We start from the raw sequence: 17,309 nt of genomic DNA, 5'->3' as shown, positions 1-17,309 counted from the left end.
ATGGCTAGGAGCGAGCCGACTCGGGAGTGAGGTGGGAGGCTCCGCGGCCACTGTCCTCAGGGTCGCGGTTGACCCACCAGAGCAGGCCGAGCGCCACCAGGCCACCGGCCACATCGGCGTTCTGCAGAATGCGTCCGGGCAGTTCGGGCCAGTCGCGGTGGTTGAGCCACGAGATCCCCCACCACGGCATCCGGCACAGGAACCAGGCCGTCACAACGACCCCCGCGACCAGTCGACGCGAGCGCCACCACGGCACTCCAGAGTCTCCCCGCCTCCACGGCCGCGCCCCGAGCAGCGCGAAGATGACGACGACGATCCAGTGGTAGTGGTGGATCCACGCCACCGGGGACAACAGGCAGGCCAACAGGCCGACGACCGCGACCTCACCGATCGAGTCGTCGCGCAGCCACATCTGCCGGGCCAGCCGATAGCCGAAGAACCCGACGACAGCGACGAGCACCAGCCACAGAGCCGTCCCGGCCACGCCATCGGGCCCGACACGCAGCAGGAACCCGCGCAGCGACTGGTTCGACGTCCCGAAGTTCGGCCCGAGCCGCGTCGGGTCCTGCAACGCCCCACCCCAGAACGCGAACGACGCCTCGGGCAACAGCACCCATGCCCCGAGGGTCACGCCGACAGCCGTCCCGACCGCCGTCGCGGCCTCGCGCCAGCGACGGTTCACGAGGTAGTGCACGACGAAGACACCGGGCGTCAGCTTGATCGACATCGCGAGTCCGACGAGCACGCCCGGCGGCACCCACTTCAGGATCCCGGGCCGCGGCCGGCGCAGGTCCATGAGGCACGCGAGCACCATGAACGCGTTGACCTGCCCGAAGCGGATCCCGTCCGACACCGGGTGCAGCCAAAACATTGGTGCAGCAAGCACTGCAAACACCATGGGCACCCAACCGTCGGCGCGATGGATGAGCCGCCACCCGGCATACCAGACGATTGCGGCGGTCGCGATGACCTGGGCGAGCGTCCAGAACCACGCGGCCACGGGGAACGGGACCCACGCCAGCGGCAACGCGAGGATCGCCGCGAACGGCGGATAGGTGAACGGGAGCAGCTGCGGCGCTTCCGTCATCGCGGCATAGATCGGGCGGCCGGTGAGGATCGAGACGCCGGCCTCGCGATAGACCTCGACGTCGACCTGCCACTGGTCCATCGGCCAGAACACGAGGTAGCGCAGCACCACGGGCGTCGCCGCCGCCGCGATGAGGAGCGCCGCCAACGGCCATTGCCAGCGCGTCGCCCTCGTCGTGGTCACCGAGCCATTGTCCATGTATGCCGTCCGCACACCTTCTCCACACGCCCCTCACGTCCTCGGCAGATCGCCCCACAACCGCCCCCGTAGGATCCCTGACGTGTCCAGACGATCGCTCGCCGCCCTGCTCGCCGCTCTCGCGACGGTGCTCGGCCTGAGCGCCCTGGCTCCTCGTGCCACGGCCGGCTCGCCGACCGCACCCTCGGACCCGTTCGGTGCGACCGTCCTCATCGGGACCGGCGGCATCACGTGGACCGACGTCTCGGAGAAGGCGACCCCAAATCTCTGGATGCTCCTGCGCGACGGGTCGAGCGCGGCGATGTCGATCCGGTCCGTCGAGACGAACACGTGTCCCGTCGATGGCTGGTTGGGGCTGTCCGCGGGCAACCGCGCGGCGGCGCCCCGGACCGGCTCCGGCCCGGCACAGCAGCGTCCGTGCAGCCCGATCGGTGAGCCCACCGGCGGGGTCGTCCCCAACTGGGAGTCGTTCGTCCAGGCGGCGCAGAGCCGCAAGTTCGACAGCAAGCTCGGACTGCTCGGCGAGGCGGCCGCGAAGTCCGACGTCTGCATCAAGCCCGTCGGACCGGGCGCGGCCATCGCGGCGGCGACCCCGGAGGGTGACGCGGACCGCTACTCGCCCTACTCCGACGAGACCCTCCTCGTCGACATGAACACCTGCCCCGTGACGATCGTCGACGTCGGCAACGTGCGCGACCCCGACGACATTGCCGAGGGTGAGCAGCCGGTCGAGGGCAGTCGGACCCAGCAGATCGCGGCGATCGACAAACGCCTCGGCGATGTCATCAACGCCGCGCCGGGTGGAGCCGACTTCATCGTCGCGAGCCTGTCCGACGCGGGCATGACCGAGCGTCTGCGCCTGGCGGTCGCCCGCGGCCCGCACTACGGACCGGGTGATCTCAACGCGCAGTCGACCCGGCAGCCGGGTCTCGTCCAGGCTCAGGACCTTCCGGTGACCCTCATGGGCATCACGGGTATCGAGATTCCGCTCGGCCTCGGTGGCACGCAACTCACGAGTGAGCCGGCCCCCGACAATTCGGAGAAGCGCGCCGAGGACCGCCTCCAGAACCTCGTCGACTACGACCTCGCCAGCCACGAGGTGCACAGCCTCGTGCCGCCGTTCTTCAACACCTTCGCCTACGGGCAGCTCGTCATCTACTTGCTCGTGTTCCTCGTCTGGAAGGGCAAGATCGGCACGTCCGACACGCGCCGCCGCGTGCTCGGCATCGTCCGCATCGTCGCGGTCGCCGCGGCGTCCGTGCCTGCGTCGACGTTCCTCGCGAACCTTCTGCCGTGGTGGCGCTTCCCCATCCCGATGATCTCGATCGTCGCCGCCGTGGGCGTCTTCGTCGGACTGATCGCGTATGCCGCACTCAAGGGTCCGTGGCAGCGCTCGGCTCTCGGACCGCTCGCCTTCGTCGCGGCCGTGACGTGGATCGTGCTCGCCGGCGACATCGTCACCGGCTCGCGGCTCCAGCAGTCGTCGCTCATGGGTCTGCAGCCGGTCGTCGCCGGACGCTTCTATGGCATGGGCAACGTGACCTTCGCCCTCTTCGCGACGTCGGCGATCCTGCTCTCGACAGCCGTGTCGAGCTATCTCGTGAGCCACGGGCGACGCAAGGTCGCGGCGATCGTCGTACTCGCCATCGCGGGCCTCACCGTGCTCATCGACGGAGCGCCGTTCTGGGGTGCCGACGGTGGCGGCCCGCCCGCCTTCATCCCCGGCATCGCCTATCTCATCCTGTCGATCCTCGGGTTGAAGATGACGTGGAAGCGCGTGGCCATGATCGGGCTCGGGTCGGTGGCGCTGTTCTTCACGGTGGCCTTCCTCGACTGGTTGCGCGCACCCGACAACCGCAGCCACCTGGGTCGCTTCATCCAGGCCATCATCGACGGCAACGCCCTCGACATCGTGGTCCGCAAGGGCGAGCAGAACTGGAACATCCTCCTCGGCAACGCCCCGCTGACCCTGCTCGTGCCGGCAGCACTGCTCTTCGTCATCTATGTGCTAGCGCGCCCGACGTCGTGGGGTTCCAAGGGCCTGGCCAAGTCCTACGAGAAGGCGCCGACCCTGCGCTCCGGTCTCATCGCCCTCGTCATCACGTTGACGATCGGCTTCCTCATCAACGACTCCGGCACGGCCATCCCTGCGGTCGGTGCCACGGTCGCGGTGCCGCTCATCGTGAGCGTCGTCGTCAGGAACCTCGAGGAGGACCTGCGCTCGGTCGCCGGGACCCGGCGCGCACGGCGCTCGTGACGAGCCAGCCCCAGACGAGCAGCAGCGCGACGGGGGCAACGCGCGTCCGGAAGGTCATCGTGAGGTCCTCGACGGCCGGGGTCATGCCCACGACGCGGCCCAAGGCATAGGCGAGCCCCATAATCCACAGGCGGGCCAGCAGGACGAGGTCGACGACGGACCCCGCACCAACCCCGACGGCAACGGGCACAGCGGGCAGGGCCGCCCAGACCATGACGTCGTACCACGGCAACGAGTACGGCGCCGCGAGCGCGTAGCCCCCGCCGAGCACTGCCACCCACGTGAGCGCCCGGGCCCCGACGTTGGTGGTCGGGGCTGAATCCGGTTGCGCCACGACGCTTTCTACAGCGTTGGACCTCGCGAGGCGGTGCAGACAGAAGGCGAAGCCGATGGCGGCGAGCGCGGCGAGCATCGAGATGAGCGACCGCACCGACGCCCCACCGCCGCTCTGCTCGAGGGCCCACCTCCACGGAGAGGCCAGCGCCACGGCCCGCGCCGACCGCCCGAGCTGGTCATAGACGTGCGGCCCCGCCCACCAGTGCAGGGCACCGGCCACGACGACCGCCGACCCCACGAGCACCGCGCTGCGTGCGACCCGACGCTCCCGGAAGGCGAGGACGAGCGCAAGGAGGACAACGGCATACGTGAACTTCGACGAGAGGGCGAGGGCAGCGAAGGTGCCGGCGAGTGCGGCTCCGGGCAGGCCGGCATACCGGTGCACGGCCCAGACGGTGAGCACGAGCAGTGCTGCCGCGACGAGGTCGACGTGCGCGCCGAGGACGCCGAACGAGAAGACGAGCGGGTTCGCCGTCCACAGCGCGTCGATGCGCGCCTCGCGCCCGGGCAGCATCCGACGCAGCACCCAACGGATCGTGAGCCACGCCGCGATGCAGAAGAGCTGCCACAGCCACACGGTCTGGCGCAGGTTGTCGCCGCCGCCGAGCGAAGTGAGCCCCTGGAGCAGCGTGGCGAACGGCCCGTAGACACTGGGCTCCTCACGCCACGGGGCCTCGACCGCCGACACGACCGGATCGAGCCCGCCACGGTAGGTCGCCGGGGAGACGAGCCACGGGTTGTCGCCGAGCGCGAGGATCCGGCCGTACGCGGCATAGCTCAGGTGGTCGCCCGACCCGAACGGTGCCGTGAGCGCTGCGGCGACGGCGAGGAGCGCGACGACCGGGCGCGGGAGTTCGCTGCCGCGGCGCCACACCGCGAGGGCGACGCCTGCGGCGCCGAGGGTGTATGCCGTCCACACGGCTGCCGTGACCGCCGCCGGGCTGAGCGTGAACGGGAGGAGGGTTCCCGGGGCCCAGCCCCGCGGACCAAGGTCGGGCGCGGCGGCGTTGGGCAGGGTGAGCCCGACGAGCAGCAGGAGGGTGAACGAGACGAACAGCAGCCCGGGTCGCACCCGATCGATCGGGCGTGCGACGACCTCAGAAGCGTTGTGCGACACCGGGTGCACGCTGTCCGATGGCCTTGCGGACGCGTCGACGGGTGAGGGCGCGCCAGACGTCGCGGTACTGCTTGGCGCGGTGGACCTGGCCGCGCCAGTCCTTGCCGGAGACGCGGTGCTGGAGTTCGCAGGGGACCTCTTCAACGCGCAGGCCGGCACCGAGGATGTCGACGGTGAGGCCGACCTCGACGCCCCAGCCGGGGGCGAGTGGGCTGGCCGCCTCGAAGGCTTCGGCGGTGAGGCAGCGCATGCCGGAGAGGGGTTGCCTGGCGGTCCAGCCGGTGAGGCGCTCGATGCCGTCGCGGGCAAGGCGGACGACGAAGCCGTGGCCCCCTCCGGAGGTCTTCTGCGGCGGAAGCGTCGCGATGGTCATGTCGGCACGACCCTCGAGGACCGGCGGGATGAGGACGCCGAGGTTGGCGGCCGAGCCCTCGAGGTCGCCGTCGACGAAGAGGAGGTGGCGCGGGGCGTGCTCGTCGGTGGAGTTCACGCCCTCGAGCTCACGCAGGTGGCGGACTCCGGTCTCCAGCGCTGCAGCCTTGCCGAAGTTGCGGGCGTGGACGATGACGTCGGCGCCGGCGGCGTCCGCGGCTGCGGCGGTGTCGTCGGTGCTGCCGTCATCGACGACGACGACGCGGTCGACTCCGTCGAGAACCAGGACCGCCTCGACCGTCGCGACGATGCGGTCGGCCTCGTCCTTGCACGGGATGATCGCGGCGACCGTGCGACTGCTCGCCCGATCGCCCCGCCCCACGCCGGCACCCATCAGCGCAGGGTCACCTGTCGGCTGAGGAGACCCGAGCGGGCCCGGCGCTCCTCAGCGGTGAGGGCCTCCGTGGAAGCCAGCGCAGCGGCATACCGGCCGCCGAAGGCCTTGAGGGAGTCATCGTGAGCGGCGGGTTCGGTGTCCGCGGGCACCTCAAGGACGGGCACGAGCAGGCCGCAGGCGCGGAACGCGCCGAGCAGGCGAGTGCCATCGCCGAGGCCGGACTCACCTGCGGCGTGCATGCGGGACAGGGCGTCGGTGGCGACGTCCTCGTCGTCGGGGAGGACGACGCGGATGTAGGTGCGCTCACCGATCCGCACCCAGTAGGCCGAGGGGAGCGCCGCCATGCGCACGGTCGGGACGACCGACTCGTTGGCGCTGTCGAGAGAGGCGCGGCCGTCGTCGTCGAGTTCCTGGCCCTCGACCCAGAAGTCGAAGCCCTCGTGGACGACGACCTCGAACGGCGCGTCCGTGTCCAGGAGATCCTGCAGTCGTGGCGTGTCGGCGGTGGCGGCGGGCACGTGCTGGACGGCGCTGCCTGGCTCCGCGGCGGCGCCGGCGAGGAGCTGGGCCGCGAGGTCACGGCTCGGGTCACCCGACGTCGAACCCGACTGGGTCCCGACGAGGATCGTGCCGTCGGCACGGTGCACGGCCGGCCAGGCCATGGGCAGGACGGTGGCGATCGTGGCGCCCTCGTGACCCTCGGGGGCCGAGTCCTTGGCGAACGACACCGACGCCGTGGCCGCCGGGAGGATCTCGCGGATCGCCACCCATTCGGTCTCGTGGGGCAGGCCCTCGAAGGGTCGCTGCACATAGGGGACGCCTGCGTTGCGCTGCCGCTTGGCGGGTGCGCCCGAGTCGTCGGTGGTCCTGCGCCGTCGTGATGCCTTGCCCATGGGCGTCAGCGTAGTGGGCGACTCAGGTGGCTCGGCGGCGGCTCGGTCCGCCCATTGCCGCCCAGACGGTCTGACCGCCCTTGTCCTCGCCGACGCCCCACTCGTGGGCGAGGGAACGGATGATCCGCAGGCCGCGCCCGCTCGACACCCAGACCGCCGCGGGCGCGGGGACGGGGGTGGTGTCGCCGCCGCCGTCGGTCACCTCGACCTCGACGACCTCGCCGCGCACCTTCCAGCGCACGCGCAGGCAGCCGTCGGCGAGGGGCCGGGCGTGCCGGATGGCGTTGGTCATGAGTTCGGAGACGACGATCTCGGACTCGTCGATCGTCTGCTCGTCGAGGTCGCGGGCGCGCAGGTCGGCCACGACGGCCTTGCGAACCCGGGTCACCGTCGAGGGCCCCCAGGGCGCGCGGATGGTGCGCACCTGGCCCTGACCGATGGCGCCACCGAACTCATCGAACTCGGCGTCGTCGACTCCCTTGTCCGCTGCATTCACGCCGGGAACTCTAATCGAGCAACGCCATGACGTCGCGCGGGCGATCGCTGATGAGGACGTCGACACCGAGTTCCAGGCAGCGTTCGACGTCTTCGCGCTCGTTGACGGTCCACACATAGACGTCGTGTCCGCGACGCTGGTGGGCCCGCACGACCGACGGGCTGCGGCGCACGATCCGGACGTCCAGACCGACGGCGTTGACCCCGCTCGGGAGCGACCCGTCGAACGACATGCGCGGTGCCGCCGCCTCGACGAGATAGACCAGCGGGATCTGCGGGGCGAGCCCGCGCATCCGCATGAGGGCGAGCAACGAGAACGACATGACGCGGACGTGCGGCAGGTTCGGCAGATCACCGATCGTCAACCCGAACTCGCGCAGCACCGTCACCAGTTGGCGCTCGACGAGCCCGCCGTAGCGCGTCGGGTGCTTCGTCTCGATGAGCGTGAGGAGTTCCTGGTTCTGGTCCACGAGCGAGGTGAGGAGGCGGCGCAGGGTGAGGATGCGGCCGCGCTCCGGGTCCTCGTCGGCGGCCTCGGGGGCGCTGCCGTCGTCGAGGACCTTCCAGCTCGCCCAGTCGAGCTCCTCGAGCCGGGCCAGTTCGAGCGTGGAGATGACGCCCGTGCCGTTGCTCGTGCGGTTGGCGCGCCGGTCGTGGACGCAGACGAGGTGGTGGTCGGCGGTGAGCCGGACGTCGCACTCGATGCCGTCGACGCCGAGGTCGAACGCCGTCGTGTAGGCCGCGAGGGTGTGCTCGGGCTGCAGTGAGCTGGCGCCTCGGTGGGCGATGACGAGCGGCCTGCCCCCGGGGCGCTCCTCAGCGTGCATCCGCCCATCGTTGCAGCGCACCCGGGCCGGTGGGTGGAGCGACTCACGGGTGCGACTCACACGGGTGAGCGAGGCGACTCACACAACCGGACGGCATACCGTTTCATCATCGTGAGCCTGCCGCCCTTCCAGACCCTCGTCGACGCGCACTGGCGCGACGTCGCCCGGCTGGCGCATGCCCTCGCCGGTCCGAACCTCGGTGACGACGTCGCCCAGCAGGCGTGGACGCAGGCGTTGGCGGCCTATCCGCGACTCACCTCCGCCCGCAACCTGCGCGGCTGGCTGCTGACCATCACCCACCGGTGCGCCATGGACGCGCACCGTGCGGCCCGGCGGACGGTCGCGCATGAGGACCCGGCCTCCCTGACGGCGGCGCCCACCGTCGACGGGCCGGTTGCCCACGATGACGGGCTCTGGGCGCGCGTCGCCGCCCTGCCCGATCGGCAGCGCGAGGCCGTCGTCCTCAAATACGTCGCCGACCTCGACCACCGCGGCATCGCCACCGCCCTCGACACCACCCCGGCCATGAGCCGCCGACTCGTCTCGGACGCGCTCGCCACCCTCCGCCTCGACCGTGAGGAACTCCGATGAATGCTTCCCCCATCACTGCTGTCTTCGACGACTTCGCCCCCGCCATCCTCCCGCCCGTCCTGCCCGAGTCCGACGTCTCGTATGCCGTCGAGGACACCGCCGTGGGCCGCCTCCTGCTTGCGGTGCGCGCCGACGGTCGGCTCGTCACGTCCGCCTACGTCGCCGATTCCGACACAGAGGACGCCTGGCTGCAACGCCTGTCCGACCACGTCTCGCCGCGCGTACTCCGCCACACGCGACCGCTCGATACGGCGCGACGGGAGCTCGCGGCATACCTCTCAGGCAAGGCGACCACGTTCTCGGTGCCGGTGGATCTCGTTCTCGCGAGCGACTTCCAGCGATCGGTTCTGGACGGGCTGCGAGCGCGGGTCGGCTATGGCGCATCGACGACCTACGGCGAGCTGGCCGCGGCCATCGACCGGCCGCGTGCCTCGCGCGCGGTCGGGACCGCGCTCGGCGGCAATCCCCTGTGCGTCTTCGTCCCGTGTCACCGCGTGCTGCCGGCGGGCGGTTCCGTCGTGGGCGGCGTCCGCAACGTCGGAGGGTATGCCGGTGGGCCGGCTGCCAAGGAATACCTCCTCACGCTCGAGGCCGGTTCCTCCGGTGGATCGCGGCGCTGAGGACGGTCGCGAAACCCGTCCACACGGCATACGGAAGAAGGGCCCGGCCGGCACCCGGGTGTGACCGGGAGACGCGCCGTGCGAGCTCTGCCGAGCTGACGGCGAGGACGGCGCTCTCGACGGCGGCCAGTCCCGGTCGGCGGATCCTCCAGAAGACCACGCTCCAGCCGGCGTTCAGGACGAGGTTGGTGGCGAGGGAGCGCCGGAGCCTCCGGGCGTCGTCGGTCTCGCCGTCCGCGTCCAGGCGCGTCAGGGCGGCTGCCGTCGCCACGGCGATGTCTGCGTAGAGCGCTGTCCACACGACGGGGAACGCGAGCTTCGGTGGCTGCCATGGGGGGAGGTCGAGTGAGCGGTACCAGCGCGAGTCCGGTTGGGTCGCGGCCATCCCGGCGAGTGCAGTGACGGTGACCGCCGCGGCCGTCAGTCCGAGGTTGCGCAGCGCCCTGTCCGGTCCGGTGTCGGCCAGGGCTCGACCGACGGCCTCATCGAAGGTGAGGGCACCGCTGGGGATCGGAACCAGTCGGATGAGGTCGTCCTCCTGCGCGACGATGTCGTGGACGAGGCTGTCGACGAGCGACCTCGCCAGCCCCGCAGGCACGGGCGTCACGAGCCGCACCCAGCGGCTTGCCGTCTGCGGCGCGAGGTAGCGGGTCCCGACGACGACCCGGGGCACGAGTCCGGCAATGTCGGCGAAGCGGCCGATCATCTCGCGGTAGGTCAGGACGTCGGGACCGCCGACGTCGAAGGTCCGGTTCACGCTCGGCGGAAGGTGTGCCGCACCGGCGAGCAGGGTGACGACGTCGTCCACGGCGATGGGCTGGATGCGGTTGTCGAGCCACGTCGGCGCGACCATGACCGGGAGGCGGGACGTGAGGTGGCGGAGCATCTCGAAGGAGGCCGAGCCCGCGCCGATGACCATCGCGGCCTGGAGGGCGGCCGTGGGCACCCCCGAGCGCAGGAGGATGCGGCCGACCTCCGCGCGGGAGGCGAGGTGGCCCGAGAGCGGTTGGTGGTCGGGGTGCAGCCCGCCGAGGTAGACGATGCGGGAGACGCCCAGGTCGCGCGCGACCTCCCCGAAGGCGAGAGCAGCCTGCCGGTCTCGCGCGGCATAGTCGGGTTCCTCGCTCATCGAGTGGACGAGGTAGTAGGCGACGCCCACGTCGGCGAGGGCGCGGCGCAGTGTGTGCCGGTCGGCCACGTCGCCGACGACCACGTCGACCTCGTTGACCCACGGCTGGTCGGCCACGCCATCGGAGCGTCGGGTCAGGACCCGCACCGCCCATCCCTCGGCGAGGAGGCGTGGCACGAGTCGACTGCCCACGTGACCGCTCGCCCCCGTGACGAGGACCCGGCCGTTGGGGTGCGTCATGGGAGCTCCTGCAGGGGGTCGCGAACCGGGCGGGATCACCGTAGAGTTGGTGTGCAATGTTTGTCAAAGGTTGGGAGACCCCATGCGCATCGTTCGGACCATCACGGCAGACGTACCCCGAGCGACAGCCTTCGGCTACCTCCGGGACTTCACGACGACGACGGAGTGGGACCCGGGCACCGTCACCACGGAACGGGTCAGCGGTGACGGTGGAGTGGGAACCACGTATCGCAACGTGTCGCGATTCCTCGGACGGACGTCGGAGCTCACCTACGAGGTCACCGCACTCGAGCCCGATCGGCGTATCGCGCTGCGCGGCACGAACCAGAGCCTCGTCGCCCACGACGTCATGACGTTTGCCGGCGATGAGCGGCGCACCTCAGTCACGTATGAAGCGACCTTCACCTTCACCGGCGTGGCTCGGCTCGTGGCGCCACTGCTCGGCCCGGCATTCCGGAAGCTCGGCGACGATGCGGAGCGTGGACTGAAGGCCGCACTCGAGGACCTCGGGCAGCAGCACAGGGGACACCTGCGAGCCTAGGCTGCACTAACCATGTACACCATCAAGAAGGCTGCCGAGCTGACCGGGATCGGCCTCTCGACTCTGCGGGCCTGGGAGCGCCGCTACGGGATCGTCTCGCCCGTGCGCTCATCCGGTGGATACCGGTTGTACAGCGACGTCGACGTCCGCGCGCTCGCGATCATGACCTCCCTCGTCCACGACGGGTGGACGGCCAGCGAAGCCGCCGCCGAGACGTTGCGCCGTGTCGACGGCGCCCGTCCGAGTGGGTCGCGGCCGGGGGCGCCCGGCGACGTCGCCGGGGAGAGTTCGAAGGTCGCTGTCGACGTGGTCGGGGCACCCGAAGGGCTCGACGACCTCATCTCGGCCGCCCAGGACATGGACGTCGTCCGGGTCGGGTCACTGCTCGACCACGCCTTCGGGAGCGGTCGCGACTTCCTGGACACGACAGGCCGGTGGCTCATGCCCGCCCTCGTCGGAGTCGGCGACGCCTGGGCCGACGGCCGGCTCGGCGTGGCCGGCGAACACCTCGTGAGCAACGCCGTCCAACGGAGGCTGTCCACGCTTTATGAGAATGCCCCGCGAGCCAACACCGGACCACTCGCCCTGGTCGGGCTACCGCCAGGCGCCCGGCACGAACTGGGACTCCTGAGCTTCGCCGTCGCCGCGCGGCGCTCCGGGCTCGCGACCGCGTACGTCGGCGCCGACCTGCCCGGCGAGGACTGGGCGCGGGCCCTGTCCGCCCACGCCGCCGGCGCGGCGGTGATCGCAGTGCCCAGGCTTGCGGACGTCGTGCCCGCCCAGACCGTCGTGGATCGCCTGCGACAGGAGACGCCGTCGACCGTCGTCGCCGTCGGCGGTCGACACCAGGACGAGGTCAAGGGAGCACTGCGGCTCGGTCACGACTTCGCCAGCGCGGTCGAGGTGCTCCGCAGCGCCCTCGCCTCGCATCGCCGTGCGCCGGAACGCACTCCACCCCTCGCCGGTCAATGAGACGAGGGGTGGAGTGCGGGGCGCCGGCCCAGTCGGTACGCGCCCGGCTCAACACCAGGGGTAGATGAAGAGGCTGTCGTCGCCGGCCCGGTGATCGGCGAGAACGACACGGAGGGGCAGGGGGTCGGGCAGGGCGCTGACGTCGGTGCCTTCGCGGGGCACGACTCCCACGCTGACCGCCACGCTGATGGGCAGCCCGTCCTTGGCGACCGCCGAGAGCAGGCCGGCGTCCTTGAGGACACCCAGCCCGGCGCGCATGCAACCGGTGTCAGGTGCGGCGCTCGCGGCGGGGGCGGACGCGACAGTGGCAGCGAGAGCCAGAGCGGCTGCGGTGGTGACGACCTTGATCATGTGGATCTCCTTGCTCTTCGCCCCCGGATCTCGGGGCCTGGGCCCCCAGCGAATCGCGCACCCGTTCAGGCGTCAAGGGTTTGTACAAGGTTGGCGCCCAGCGTTCGCGCGACCGGCGCAGAAGTTGGTGACCGGAGCCGTCAGTCTTCGTCGAACGCGGGGCCGTCGATGTCGTAGCCACCGAGCAGCTTGGCCATGGCCAGGTGCGGCTTGGCCTCGTCGTGCCGGCTCTGCCGCTGCAGGGTGCGGCCGAGCAGGAGCAGGGCGTAGTGGTCGTCGGGGTTGTCGACGAGCATGGCGCGCAGGATCTCCTCGGCGCGCGCGAGCTGGGCCGAGTGGTAGTAGCTCCGGGCGAGGTAGAGGCGCAGCTCGGTCGTGCCGTGCAGCGGCGGCTCGAGCGCGGAACGGTCGACGAGGGTGGCGAACAGGGGTGCAGCCTCGGCGAACTCCCCCGCGTCGAAGCGCTCACGCGCTGCCTCGTAGTCCGCAGCGAACGACGTGTCAGCCATCCTTCTCTCCTCCTCGATGTGGGCCGCTAGTTCAATCTAGGTAATGGCCTAGATATTCCTAGCCGGACCGATCGACGTGTTCATCGGAACGCCGGGAGCCCGGTCAGGGCCTGTCCGATGATGAGCTGGTGGACCTCGCTCGTACCCTCGTAGGTGAGGACCGACTCGAGGTTGTTGGCGTGCCGCATCGGTGAGTACTCGAGCGCAATTCCGTTGGCGCCCAATAGAGTTCGGCACTCACGGGCGATTGTGATTGCCTCGCGGCACGAGTTCAGTTTGCCGAGCGAGACCTGCTCGGATCGCAGCGCCCCGGCGTCCTTGAGGGCGCCGAGGTGCAGCGCGAGGAGCATGCCCTTGCCGAGCTCGAGCGCCATGTCGGCGAGCTTGGTCTGGGTGATCTGGTAGCCGGCGAGGGGCTTGTCGAACATGTCGCGCTCGGCCACATAGGCCAGCGTCACCTCGAGCGAGTCCCGGGCCGCGCCGAGCGCGCCGAAGATGATTCCGAATCGCGCCTCCGACAGGCACGACAGTGGGCCGGACAGCCCGCGAGCCTCGGGCAGCATCGCCGACGCCGGCACGCGCACGCCCTCGCAGACGAGCTCGGCCGTGACGGACGCCCGCAGCGAGAGCTTGCCGCTGATCGCGCGTGCCGTGAACCCGGGCGTCGACGTCGGCACGACGAACCCGCGCACCGTCTCACCGTCGGACGCATCGGTGCGCGCCCACACGACCGCGACGTCGGCGACGGACCCGTTGGTGATCCACATCTTCGTGCCATCGAGGACCCAGTCGTCCCCGTCACGCCGGGCGCGCATCCGCATGCCGGCGGGGTTGGACCCGAAGTCCGGCTCGGTCAGCCCGAAGCACCCGATCGCCTCGCCGCGCGCCATCCGCGGGAGCCACTCCTGCTTGTGCTCCTCGCTGCCGAAGCGCCAGATCGCGAACATCGCGAGCGACCCCTGGACCGAGACGAGCGATCGGATCCCGGAGTCGACCGCTTCGAGCTCGGCACAAGCGAGTCCGTATGCCGTGGCGCTCGTCCCAGCGCAGCCGTACCCCTCGAGGTGCATCCCGAGAAGACCCAGCTCACCGAGTCGGGGGGCGAGTTCGCGGACAGGAACCGAACCGGACTCGTACCAGCCAGCGACGTGCGGGCGGACCTGCGCATCGAGGAACGAGCGCACCGTGTCCCGCATGTCGCGGTCCTCGGCGGACAGCAGCCCATCGATTCCGAACAGATCGAGCGGGTGCTGAGCATCGGCAGCCATGCTTGCCAACCTACCTTCAGAGACTCCCGACGACGGCGGCCGCCGTTAGCCTGCGGACGTGACCGAAGCATGGAGAATCGTCGACGGGGAACGATCCGTGACGGGTCCGGAGGCCGCTGAGCTCGTGTCCAACCAAGTCGGGAAAGGCACGCTGACCACGTACTTCGAAAGTGACGATGGCCGCATCCTCACGGTCGTGACCAACGGCATCCGCGCCATGGTGATGCTTCTGTGGGGTGAAGGTGATCCTGGCGAGCACGCAGTAACACCGGGTGCGGTCGGCTCGAGCGACGGCTACGTCCTCGAGAACGGCCAGGTGGACACATACGAAGATGCCGACACTGTTCCTTTGGCGGAGGCCCTCGACATCGTGAGATCGATCATCGACTCCGGCACACCTCCGAGCGAAGCGTCCTGGAACGTCGACCGCTGATCCTGTCGAATCGCTTGGCGTCGCTGGCGGGACTACAAGCGGCTGCTCGAACTCGAGTTTGTCCTCAAGGTGCCCGAGGCACCCTCAGGCGGACCGCCCCTCTGCCTCGCGCTTGATGCTGTCGAGGGTGCGGCGCATCCCCGACGTCAGCTCGGTCTCGAGCCCGCCTGCCCCACCGGGGAAGAGCTTGCCCAGCTTGAGCGACATCTCTGTCACGCCACGTGGCGTCTCGCGACGCTGGACGACCCGCGTCCCGATCTCCGTCGGCTCCAGCGTGAAAGACCACACCGCCTGGTTGTCCTTGGCGACGAAGGCGTAGCGGCGCGGCTCGTCGTACTCGATGACCTTTGTCCGCATCGGCCAGAGCAGGAGACCCTTGCGGTTGAGGTTGTAGGCACGCGTGCCCTGCCGGACGGGACGGACGCGTACCCACGACGCCACGACCATGGGGCTGTGCCGGACCATCGCGGCCGGGTCGGCGAGGATCGCCCAGACCCGCTCGGGTGTCGCGGCGATCTCGACCTCGGCCTCCAGCGTGGGCTTCATCCGTGTAATTCCGGCGCTCATGCTCGTCAACCTACCTGCGGCACCCTCAGCCATCCTTGGCTCTCTCGCGGGGGACGGCGCCAGCCTCCTCGTCGTAGTGCGCGAGCACCGCCGCCGCGCGATCACGCACGGCCGCCCGCAACTCCGGCCGATCGAGCACCTCGGCACCGACCCCCAACTGCCACAGCGCCCAGATGGCGTGCCGCTCATCCTGGAAGGTTGCAGTGGCACGAACCCATCCGTCGCCCTCGACCCGCTCGTCGTGCATGGCCACGGCCGTGCTCGCGAGCTCGATGCGGCGCGCGGGGTTGACACGCACGTCGACAGTGAGCAGGTCACCGCTGTTCCGGAAGGCCTCACTCCGCTCGCGCCACACCTGGCCGAGATCGACGCGGTCGGGACGGTCCGCGCGTTCCTCCAGCGCCTCGGCCGCCTCGATCCGTGAGAGCCGATAGGTGCGGTCCTCACCGGACTTCGTCGCCAGCAGGTAGCCGTGGTCGCGGACCGTCACCAGACCGATCGGGTCGACCGTCCGCCAGGTCGGCGATCGCATCGCCGGAGTGTCCGACCGCGCCTCCACAGGGGCAGCCGGGAGATAGCGGATTCGCAGTTTCAGTCCGGAGATCACCGCACGGCGCACCTCACGCATCGCCTCAGTGGGGGCGTCGTCGAACGATTCGCGCCGCGCAAGGAGATCGGTCGTCGGATCGATCAACAGGCGCTCCGCCACATCGGACGCCGCGCCCCGATGTCTGGCCGGGAGAGCGTCGACCACCTTGAGCATCGCGGCGGAGAGCTGCGGTCCCAGACCGAGGAGCTGGGCCCCGCGCCGTGACCCGGCCACGAGGAGGGCAAGGACCTCGTCATCGCCCATGCCGGTGAGTTCGGTGCGGAAGCCCGGGAGCAGTGCGAAACCACCGTGGCGCCCACGCTCGGCATAGACCGGAACGCCGGCCGACGACAGGGCCTCCATGTCGCGCAGCACTGTTCGCGTGGAGACCTCGAGTTCGCGCGCCAGTTCCGCAGCGGACAGCCGGCCGTGCTGGCGCAGCATCAGCACCAGGGACACCAGCCGATCCGCACGCACGCCCAGATCCTCGCAGGAATACCTGACACAAGGTGTCGTGATTGCCCGACAAGGTGGGCCGCGCCCGAGAACGCGGCAACCCGGCATACGAGATCAAGGACCAAGGGAGCAGAGATGGCAATCGAACGCACGGCAATCAACCCGGTGACGTGGTCACTGGAGATGGGCTTCAACCAGGGAGAACTGGTGACCGGACAGGGGCGCACCCTCTACTGCTCCGGGCAGACGGCGATGGGGGCCGACGGCACACCCCAGCACGAGGGTGACATGGCCGCCCAGTTGGCACTGGCGCTCGACAACCTCGAGGCAGTGCTCACCGCTGCCGGAATGGGGCTCGCCAACCTTGTCCGGCTGAGCGTCTTCACGACGAATGTGGACCTGCTCTTCCGGCACTACGGCGTGCTCGCGGGTCGACTCGGCGCGGCCCGAGTCGCACCCACGACAACCATGCTGGGGGTGACCCGGCTCGCCATCCCCGGACAGCTCGTCGAGCTCGAAGGGACAGCCGTCGACTGACGCGGGCTGAACTTCTGCGCGAGGTCCTCCCGGGGAGACCCGGGAGGACCTAGTCTCCGCTCATGCAGACCCTGAGATCAACTACCTCGCTGTCGCCCTCGCCGTTGTCGCGAGCATGATCGTGGGCTTCGTCTACTACCACCCAAGGTCATGGGCGAGCGATGGATGAAGGCGATCGGCCACACCGACGAGTCGGTGCAAGGCGGATCCAACGCGGTCTACCCGATGATGATCGTCGCCAGTTTCGTCACGGCGTGGGTCCTGGCGGGTGCGACGTCGCTGAGCCACGAGTTCTATGGCGGCTCCTACCTGACCAACGCACTCATCACGTCATGGATCCTCTGGCTGGGCTTCACGGCTGCCCGGGTCTTCGTGCACGACGCGTTCGACCCCCGCAAGTTCGCCGTCACCGGCCACACGGTGCTCAACGAATTCCTCGTCATCACGGGCATGGCGCTCGCGATCGGCCTGCTTCCCCCGGGCTGAGGTGGCTGCCGCGGACCGGAACCGTCGAAAGTCGGGTGACG

The 17,309-nt window shown here is 70.1% G+C and carries 20 protein-coding genes; 8 read left to right on the top strand and 12 right to left on the bottom strand.

Annotated features, from left to right (window positions below):
* Positions 1-4 precede the first annotated feature (4 nt).
* The gene (locus tag N803_RS11165; protein ID WP_245617209.1) at positions 5-1,270 is read right to left on the bottom strand and encodes a glycosyltransferase 87 family protein; all 1,266 of its coding nucleotides are present in this window, start codon (positions 1,268-1,270) and stop codon (positions 5-7) included.
* Between the two features lie 97 nt (positions 1,271-1,367).
* Between N803_RS11165 and N803_RS11160 the strand changes: the two genes are divergently transcribed.
* Positions 1,368-3,542: a hypothetical protein gene (locus N803_RS11160; protein ID WP_035905298.1), complete on the top strand. Its 2,175-nt coding sequence runs from the start codon at positions 1,368-1,370 to the stop codon at positions 3,540-3,542.
* On the opposite strand, the gene N803_RS11155 is transcribed toward N803_RS11160, so the two are convergent.
* From N803_RS11155 to N803_RS11135, 5 genes are read right to left on the bottom strand one after another with little or no spacing between them, the layout of a single operon-like run.
* Positions 3,481-4,995, bottom strand: a complete 1,515-nt coding sequence (locus N803_RS11155; RefSeq protein WP_035905296.1) for an MptA/MptB family glycosyltransferase — start codon at positions 4,993-4,995, stop codon at positions 3,481-3,483. The genes N803_RS11160 and N803_RS11155 overlap by 62 nt on opposite strands.
* Positions 4,976-5,761 carry a glycosyltransferase gene (locus tag N803_RS11150; protein WP_052112191.1) on the bottom strand — a complete coding sequence of 262 codons (786 nt, stop codon included), beginning with the start codon at positions 5,759-5,761 and terminating at the stop codon, positions 4,976-4,978. The genes N803_RS11155 and N803_RS11150 overlap by 20 nt, the downstream gene beginning before the upstream one ends.
* A complete protein-coding gene (locus tag N803_RS11145; protein ID WP_035905294.1) occupies positions 5,761-6,657 on the bottom strand; it encodes a DUF5926 family protein in 897 nt (298 codons plus the stop codon). The genes N803_RS11150 and N803_RS11145 overlap by 1 nt, the downstream gene beginning before the upstream one ends.
* A gap of 22 nt (positions 6,658-6,679) precedes the next feature.
* Complete coding sequence (locus N803_RS11140; protein ID WP_035905292.1) at positions 6,680-7,153, bottom strand: ATP-binding protein; 474 nt, start codon at positions 7,151-7,153, stop codon at positions 6,680-6,682.
* Between the two features lie 10 nt (positions 7,154-7,163).
* Positions 7,164-7,979: a glycerophosphodiester phosphodiesterase family protein gene (locus N803_RS11135; RefSeq protein WP_052112190.1), complete on the bottom strand. Its 816-nt coding sequence runs from the start codon at positions 7,977-7,979 to the stop codon at positions 7,164-7,166.
* A 111-nt stretch (positions 7,980-8,090) separates the two neighbouring features.
* On the opposite strand from N803_RS11135, the gene N803_RS11130 reads away from it, so the two are divergent.
* Together N803_RS11130 and N803_RS11125 are read left to right on the top strand one after the other, a co-directional pair.
* Positions 8,091-8,570, top strand: a complete 480-nt coding sequence (locus N803_RS11130) for an RNA polymerase sigma factor (RefSeq protein WP_052112219.1) — start codon at positions 8,091-8,093, stop codon at positions 8,568-8,570.
* Positions 8,567-9,190, top strand: coding sequence for a methylated-DNA--[protein]-cysteine S-methyltransferase (locus N803_RS11125; RefSeq protein ID WP_052112189.1), 624 nt, complete (start codon positions 8,567-8,569; stop codon positions 9,188-9,190). Before N803_RS11130 ends, N803_RS11125 begins: the two co-directional genes overlap by 4 nt.
* Here the strand turns inward: N803_RS11125 and N803_RS11120 are convergent.
* Positions 9,150-10,559, bottom strand: a complete 1,410-nt coding sequence (locus N803_RS11120) for a tryptophan-rich sensory protein (protein ID WP_035905291.1) — start codon at positions 10,557-10,559, stop codon at positions 9,150-9,152. The two genes, N803_RS11125 and N803_RS11120, sit on opposite strands and share 41 nt — an antisense overlap.
* Positions 10,560-10,641: 82 nt before the next feature.
* Here N803_RS11120 and N803_RS11115 point away from each other — a divergent pair, with 82 nt between their 5' ends.
* On the top strand, positions 10,642-11,100 hold the full coding sequence (locus N803_RS11115; RefSeq protein WP_035905288.1) for an SRPBCC family protein: 459 nt from the start codon (positions 10,642-10,644) through the stop codon (positions 11,098-11,100).
* Positions 11,101-11,112: 12 nt separating this feature from the next.
* Positions 11,113-12,072: a MerR family transcriptional regulator gene (locus tag N803_RS11110; protein ID WP_035905285.1), complete on the top strand. Its 960-nt coding sequence runs from the start codon at positions 11,113-11,115 to the stop codon at positions 12,070-12,072.
* Between the two features lie 48 nt (positions 12,073-12,120).
* Here N803_RS11110 and N803_RS11105 read toward each other — a convergent pair whose 3' ends face one another.
* From N803_RS11105 to N803_RS11095, 3 genes are all read right to left on the bottom strand, one after another.
* Positions 12,121-12,423: a hypothetical protein gene (locus tag N803_RS11105; protein ID WP_035905283.1), complete on the bottom strand. Its 303-nt coding sequence runs from the start codon at positions 12,421-12,423 to the stop codon at positions 12,121-12,123.
* A 140-nt stretch (positions 12,424-12,563) separates the two neighbouring features.
* The gene (locus N803_RS11100; RefSeq protein ID WP_035905280.1) at positions 12,564-12,932 is read right to left on the bottom strand and encodes a tetratricopeptide repeat protein; all 369 of its coding nucleotides are present in this window, start codon (positions 12,930-12,932) and stop codon (positions 12,564-12,566) included.
* Between the two features lie 80 nt (positions 12,933-13,012).
* Complete coding sequence (locus N803_RS11095) at positions 13,013-14,200, bottom strand: acyl-CoA dehydrogenase family protein (protein WP_035905278.1); 1,188 nt, start codon at positions 14,198-14,200, stop codon at positions 13,013-13,015.
* 58 nt (positions 14,201-14,258) lie between these two features.
* Here N803_RS11095 and N803_RS11090 point away from each other — a divergent pair, with 58 nt between their 5' ends.
* The gene (locus N803_RS11090; RefSeq protein WP_035905276.1) at positions 14,259-14,633 is read left to right on the top strand and encodes a hypothetical protein; all 375 of its coding nucleotides are present in this window, start codon (positions 14,259-14,261) and stop codon (positions 14,631-14,633) included.
* A gap of 84 nt (positions 14,634-14,717) precedes the next feature.
* Here N803_RS11090 and N803_RS11085 read toward each other — a convergent pair whose 3' ends face one another.
* Both N803_RS11085 and N803_RS11080 read right to left on the bottom strand, forming a co-directional pair.
* Positions 14,718-15,200 (bottom strand): SRPBCC family protein, encoded by a 483-nt coding sequence (locus N803_RS11085; RefSeq protein ID WP_169743085.1) that lies wholly within the window; start codon positions 15,198-15,200, stop codon positions 14,718-14,720.
* A 25-nt stretch (positions 15,201-15,225) separates the two neighbouring features.
* Positions 15,226-16,266 (bottom strand): helix-turn-helix transcriptional regulator, encoded by a 1,041-nt coding sequence (locus tag N803_RS11080; RefSeq protein WP_052112188.1) that lies wholly within the window; start codon positions 16,264-16,266, stop codon positions 15,226-15,228.
* Between the two features lie 120 nt (positions 16,267-16,386).
* Here N803_RS11080 and N803_RS11075 point away from each other — a divergent pair, with 120 nt between their 5' ends.
* Positions 16,387-16,782 (top strand): RidA family protein, encoded by a 396-nt coding sequence (locus N803_RS11075; RefSeq protein WP_211253512.1) that lies wholly within the window; start codon positions 16,387-16,389, stop codon positions 16,780-16,782.
* 150 nt (positions 16,783-16,932) lie between these two features.
* The gene (locus N803_RS11070; RefSeq protein WP_245617207.1) at positions 16,933-17,268 is read left to right on the top strand and encodes a DUF1761 domain-containing protein; all 336 of its coding nucleotides are present in this window, start codon (positions 16,933-16,935) and stop codon (positions 17,266-17,268) included.
* Positions 17,269-17,309 lie beyond the last annotated feature (41 nt).

This window comes from Knoellia subterranea KCTC 19937 (assembly GCF_000768685.1).
GTDB classification, from domain to species: domain Bacteria; phylum Actinomycetota; class Actinomycetes; order Actinomycetales; family Dermatophilaceae; genus Knoellia; species Knoellia subterranea.
This window is presented reverse-complemented; position numbering and strand designations above follow the sequence as displayed.

What these genes read in the sequence shown, in the direction of transcription:
- N803_RS11150 (WP_052112191.1), bottom strand. Translation starts at nt 5,761, where the DNA reads ATGGGTGCCGGCGTGGGGCGGGGCGATCGGGCGAGCAGTCGCACGGTC.
- N803_RS11145 (WP_035905294.1), bottom strand. Translation starts at nt 6,657, where the DNA reads ATGGGCAAGGCATCACGACGGCGCAGGACCACCGACGACTCGGGCGCA.
- N803_RS11135 (WP_052112190.1), bottom strand. Translation starts at nt 7,979, where the DNA reads ATGCACGCTGAGGAGCGCCCCGGGGGCAGGCCGCTCGTCATCGCCCAC.
- N803_RS11125 (WP_052112189.1), top strand. Translation starts at nt 8,567, where the DNA reads ATGAATGCTTCCCCCATCACTGCTGTCTTCGACGACTTCGCCCCCGCC.
- N803_RS11120 (WP_035905291.1), bottom strand. Translation starts at nt 10,559, where the DNA reads ATGACGCACCCCAACGGCCGGGTCCTCGTCACGGGGGCGAGCGGTCAC.
- N803_RS11115 (WP_035905288.1), top strand. Translation starts at nt 10,642, where the DNA reads ATGCGCATCGTTCGGACCATCACGGCAGACGTACCCCGAGCGACAGCC.
- N803_RS11110 (WP_035905285.1), top strand. Translation starts at nt 11,113, where the DNA reads ATGTACACCATCAAGAAGGCTGCCGAGCTGACCGGGATCGGCCTCTCG.
- N803_RS11105 (WP_035905283.1), bottom strand. Translation starts at nt 12,423, where the DNA reads ATGATCAAGGTCGTCACCACCGCAGCCGCTCTGGCTCTCGCTGCCACT.
- N803_RS11100 (WP_035905280.1), bottom strand. Translation starts at nt 12,932, where the DNA reads ATGGCTGACACGTCGTTCGCTGCGGACTACGAGGCAGCGCGTGAGCGC.
- N803_RS11095 (WP_035905278.1), bottom strand. Translation starts at nt 14,200, where the DNA reads ATGGCTGCCGATGCTCAGCACCCGCTCGATCTGTTCGGAATCGATGGG.
- N803_RS11085 (WP_169743085.1), bottom strand. Translation starts at nt 15,200, where the DNA reads ATGAGCGCCGGAATTACACGGATGAAGCCCACGCTGGAGGCCGAGGTC.
- N803_RS11070 (WP_245617207.1), top strand. Translation starts at nt 16,933, where the DNA reads ATGGGCGAGCGATGGATGAAGGCGATCGGCCACACCGACGAGTCGGTG.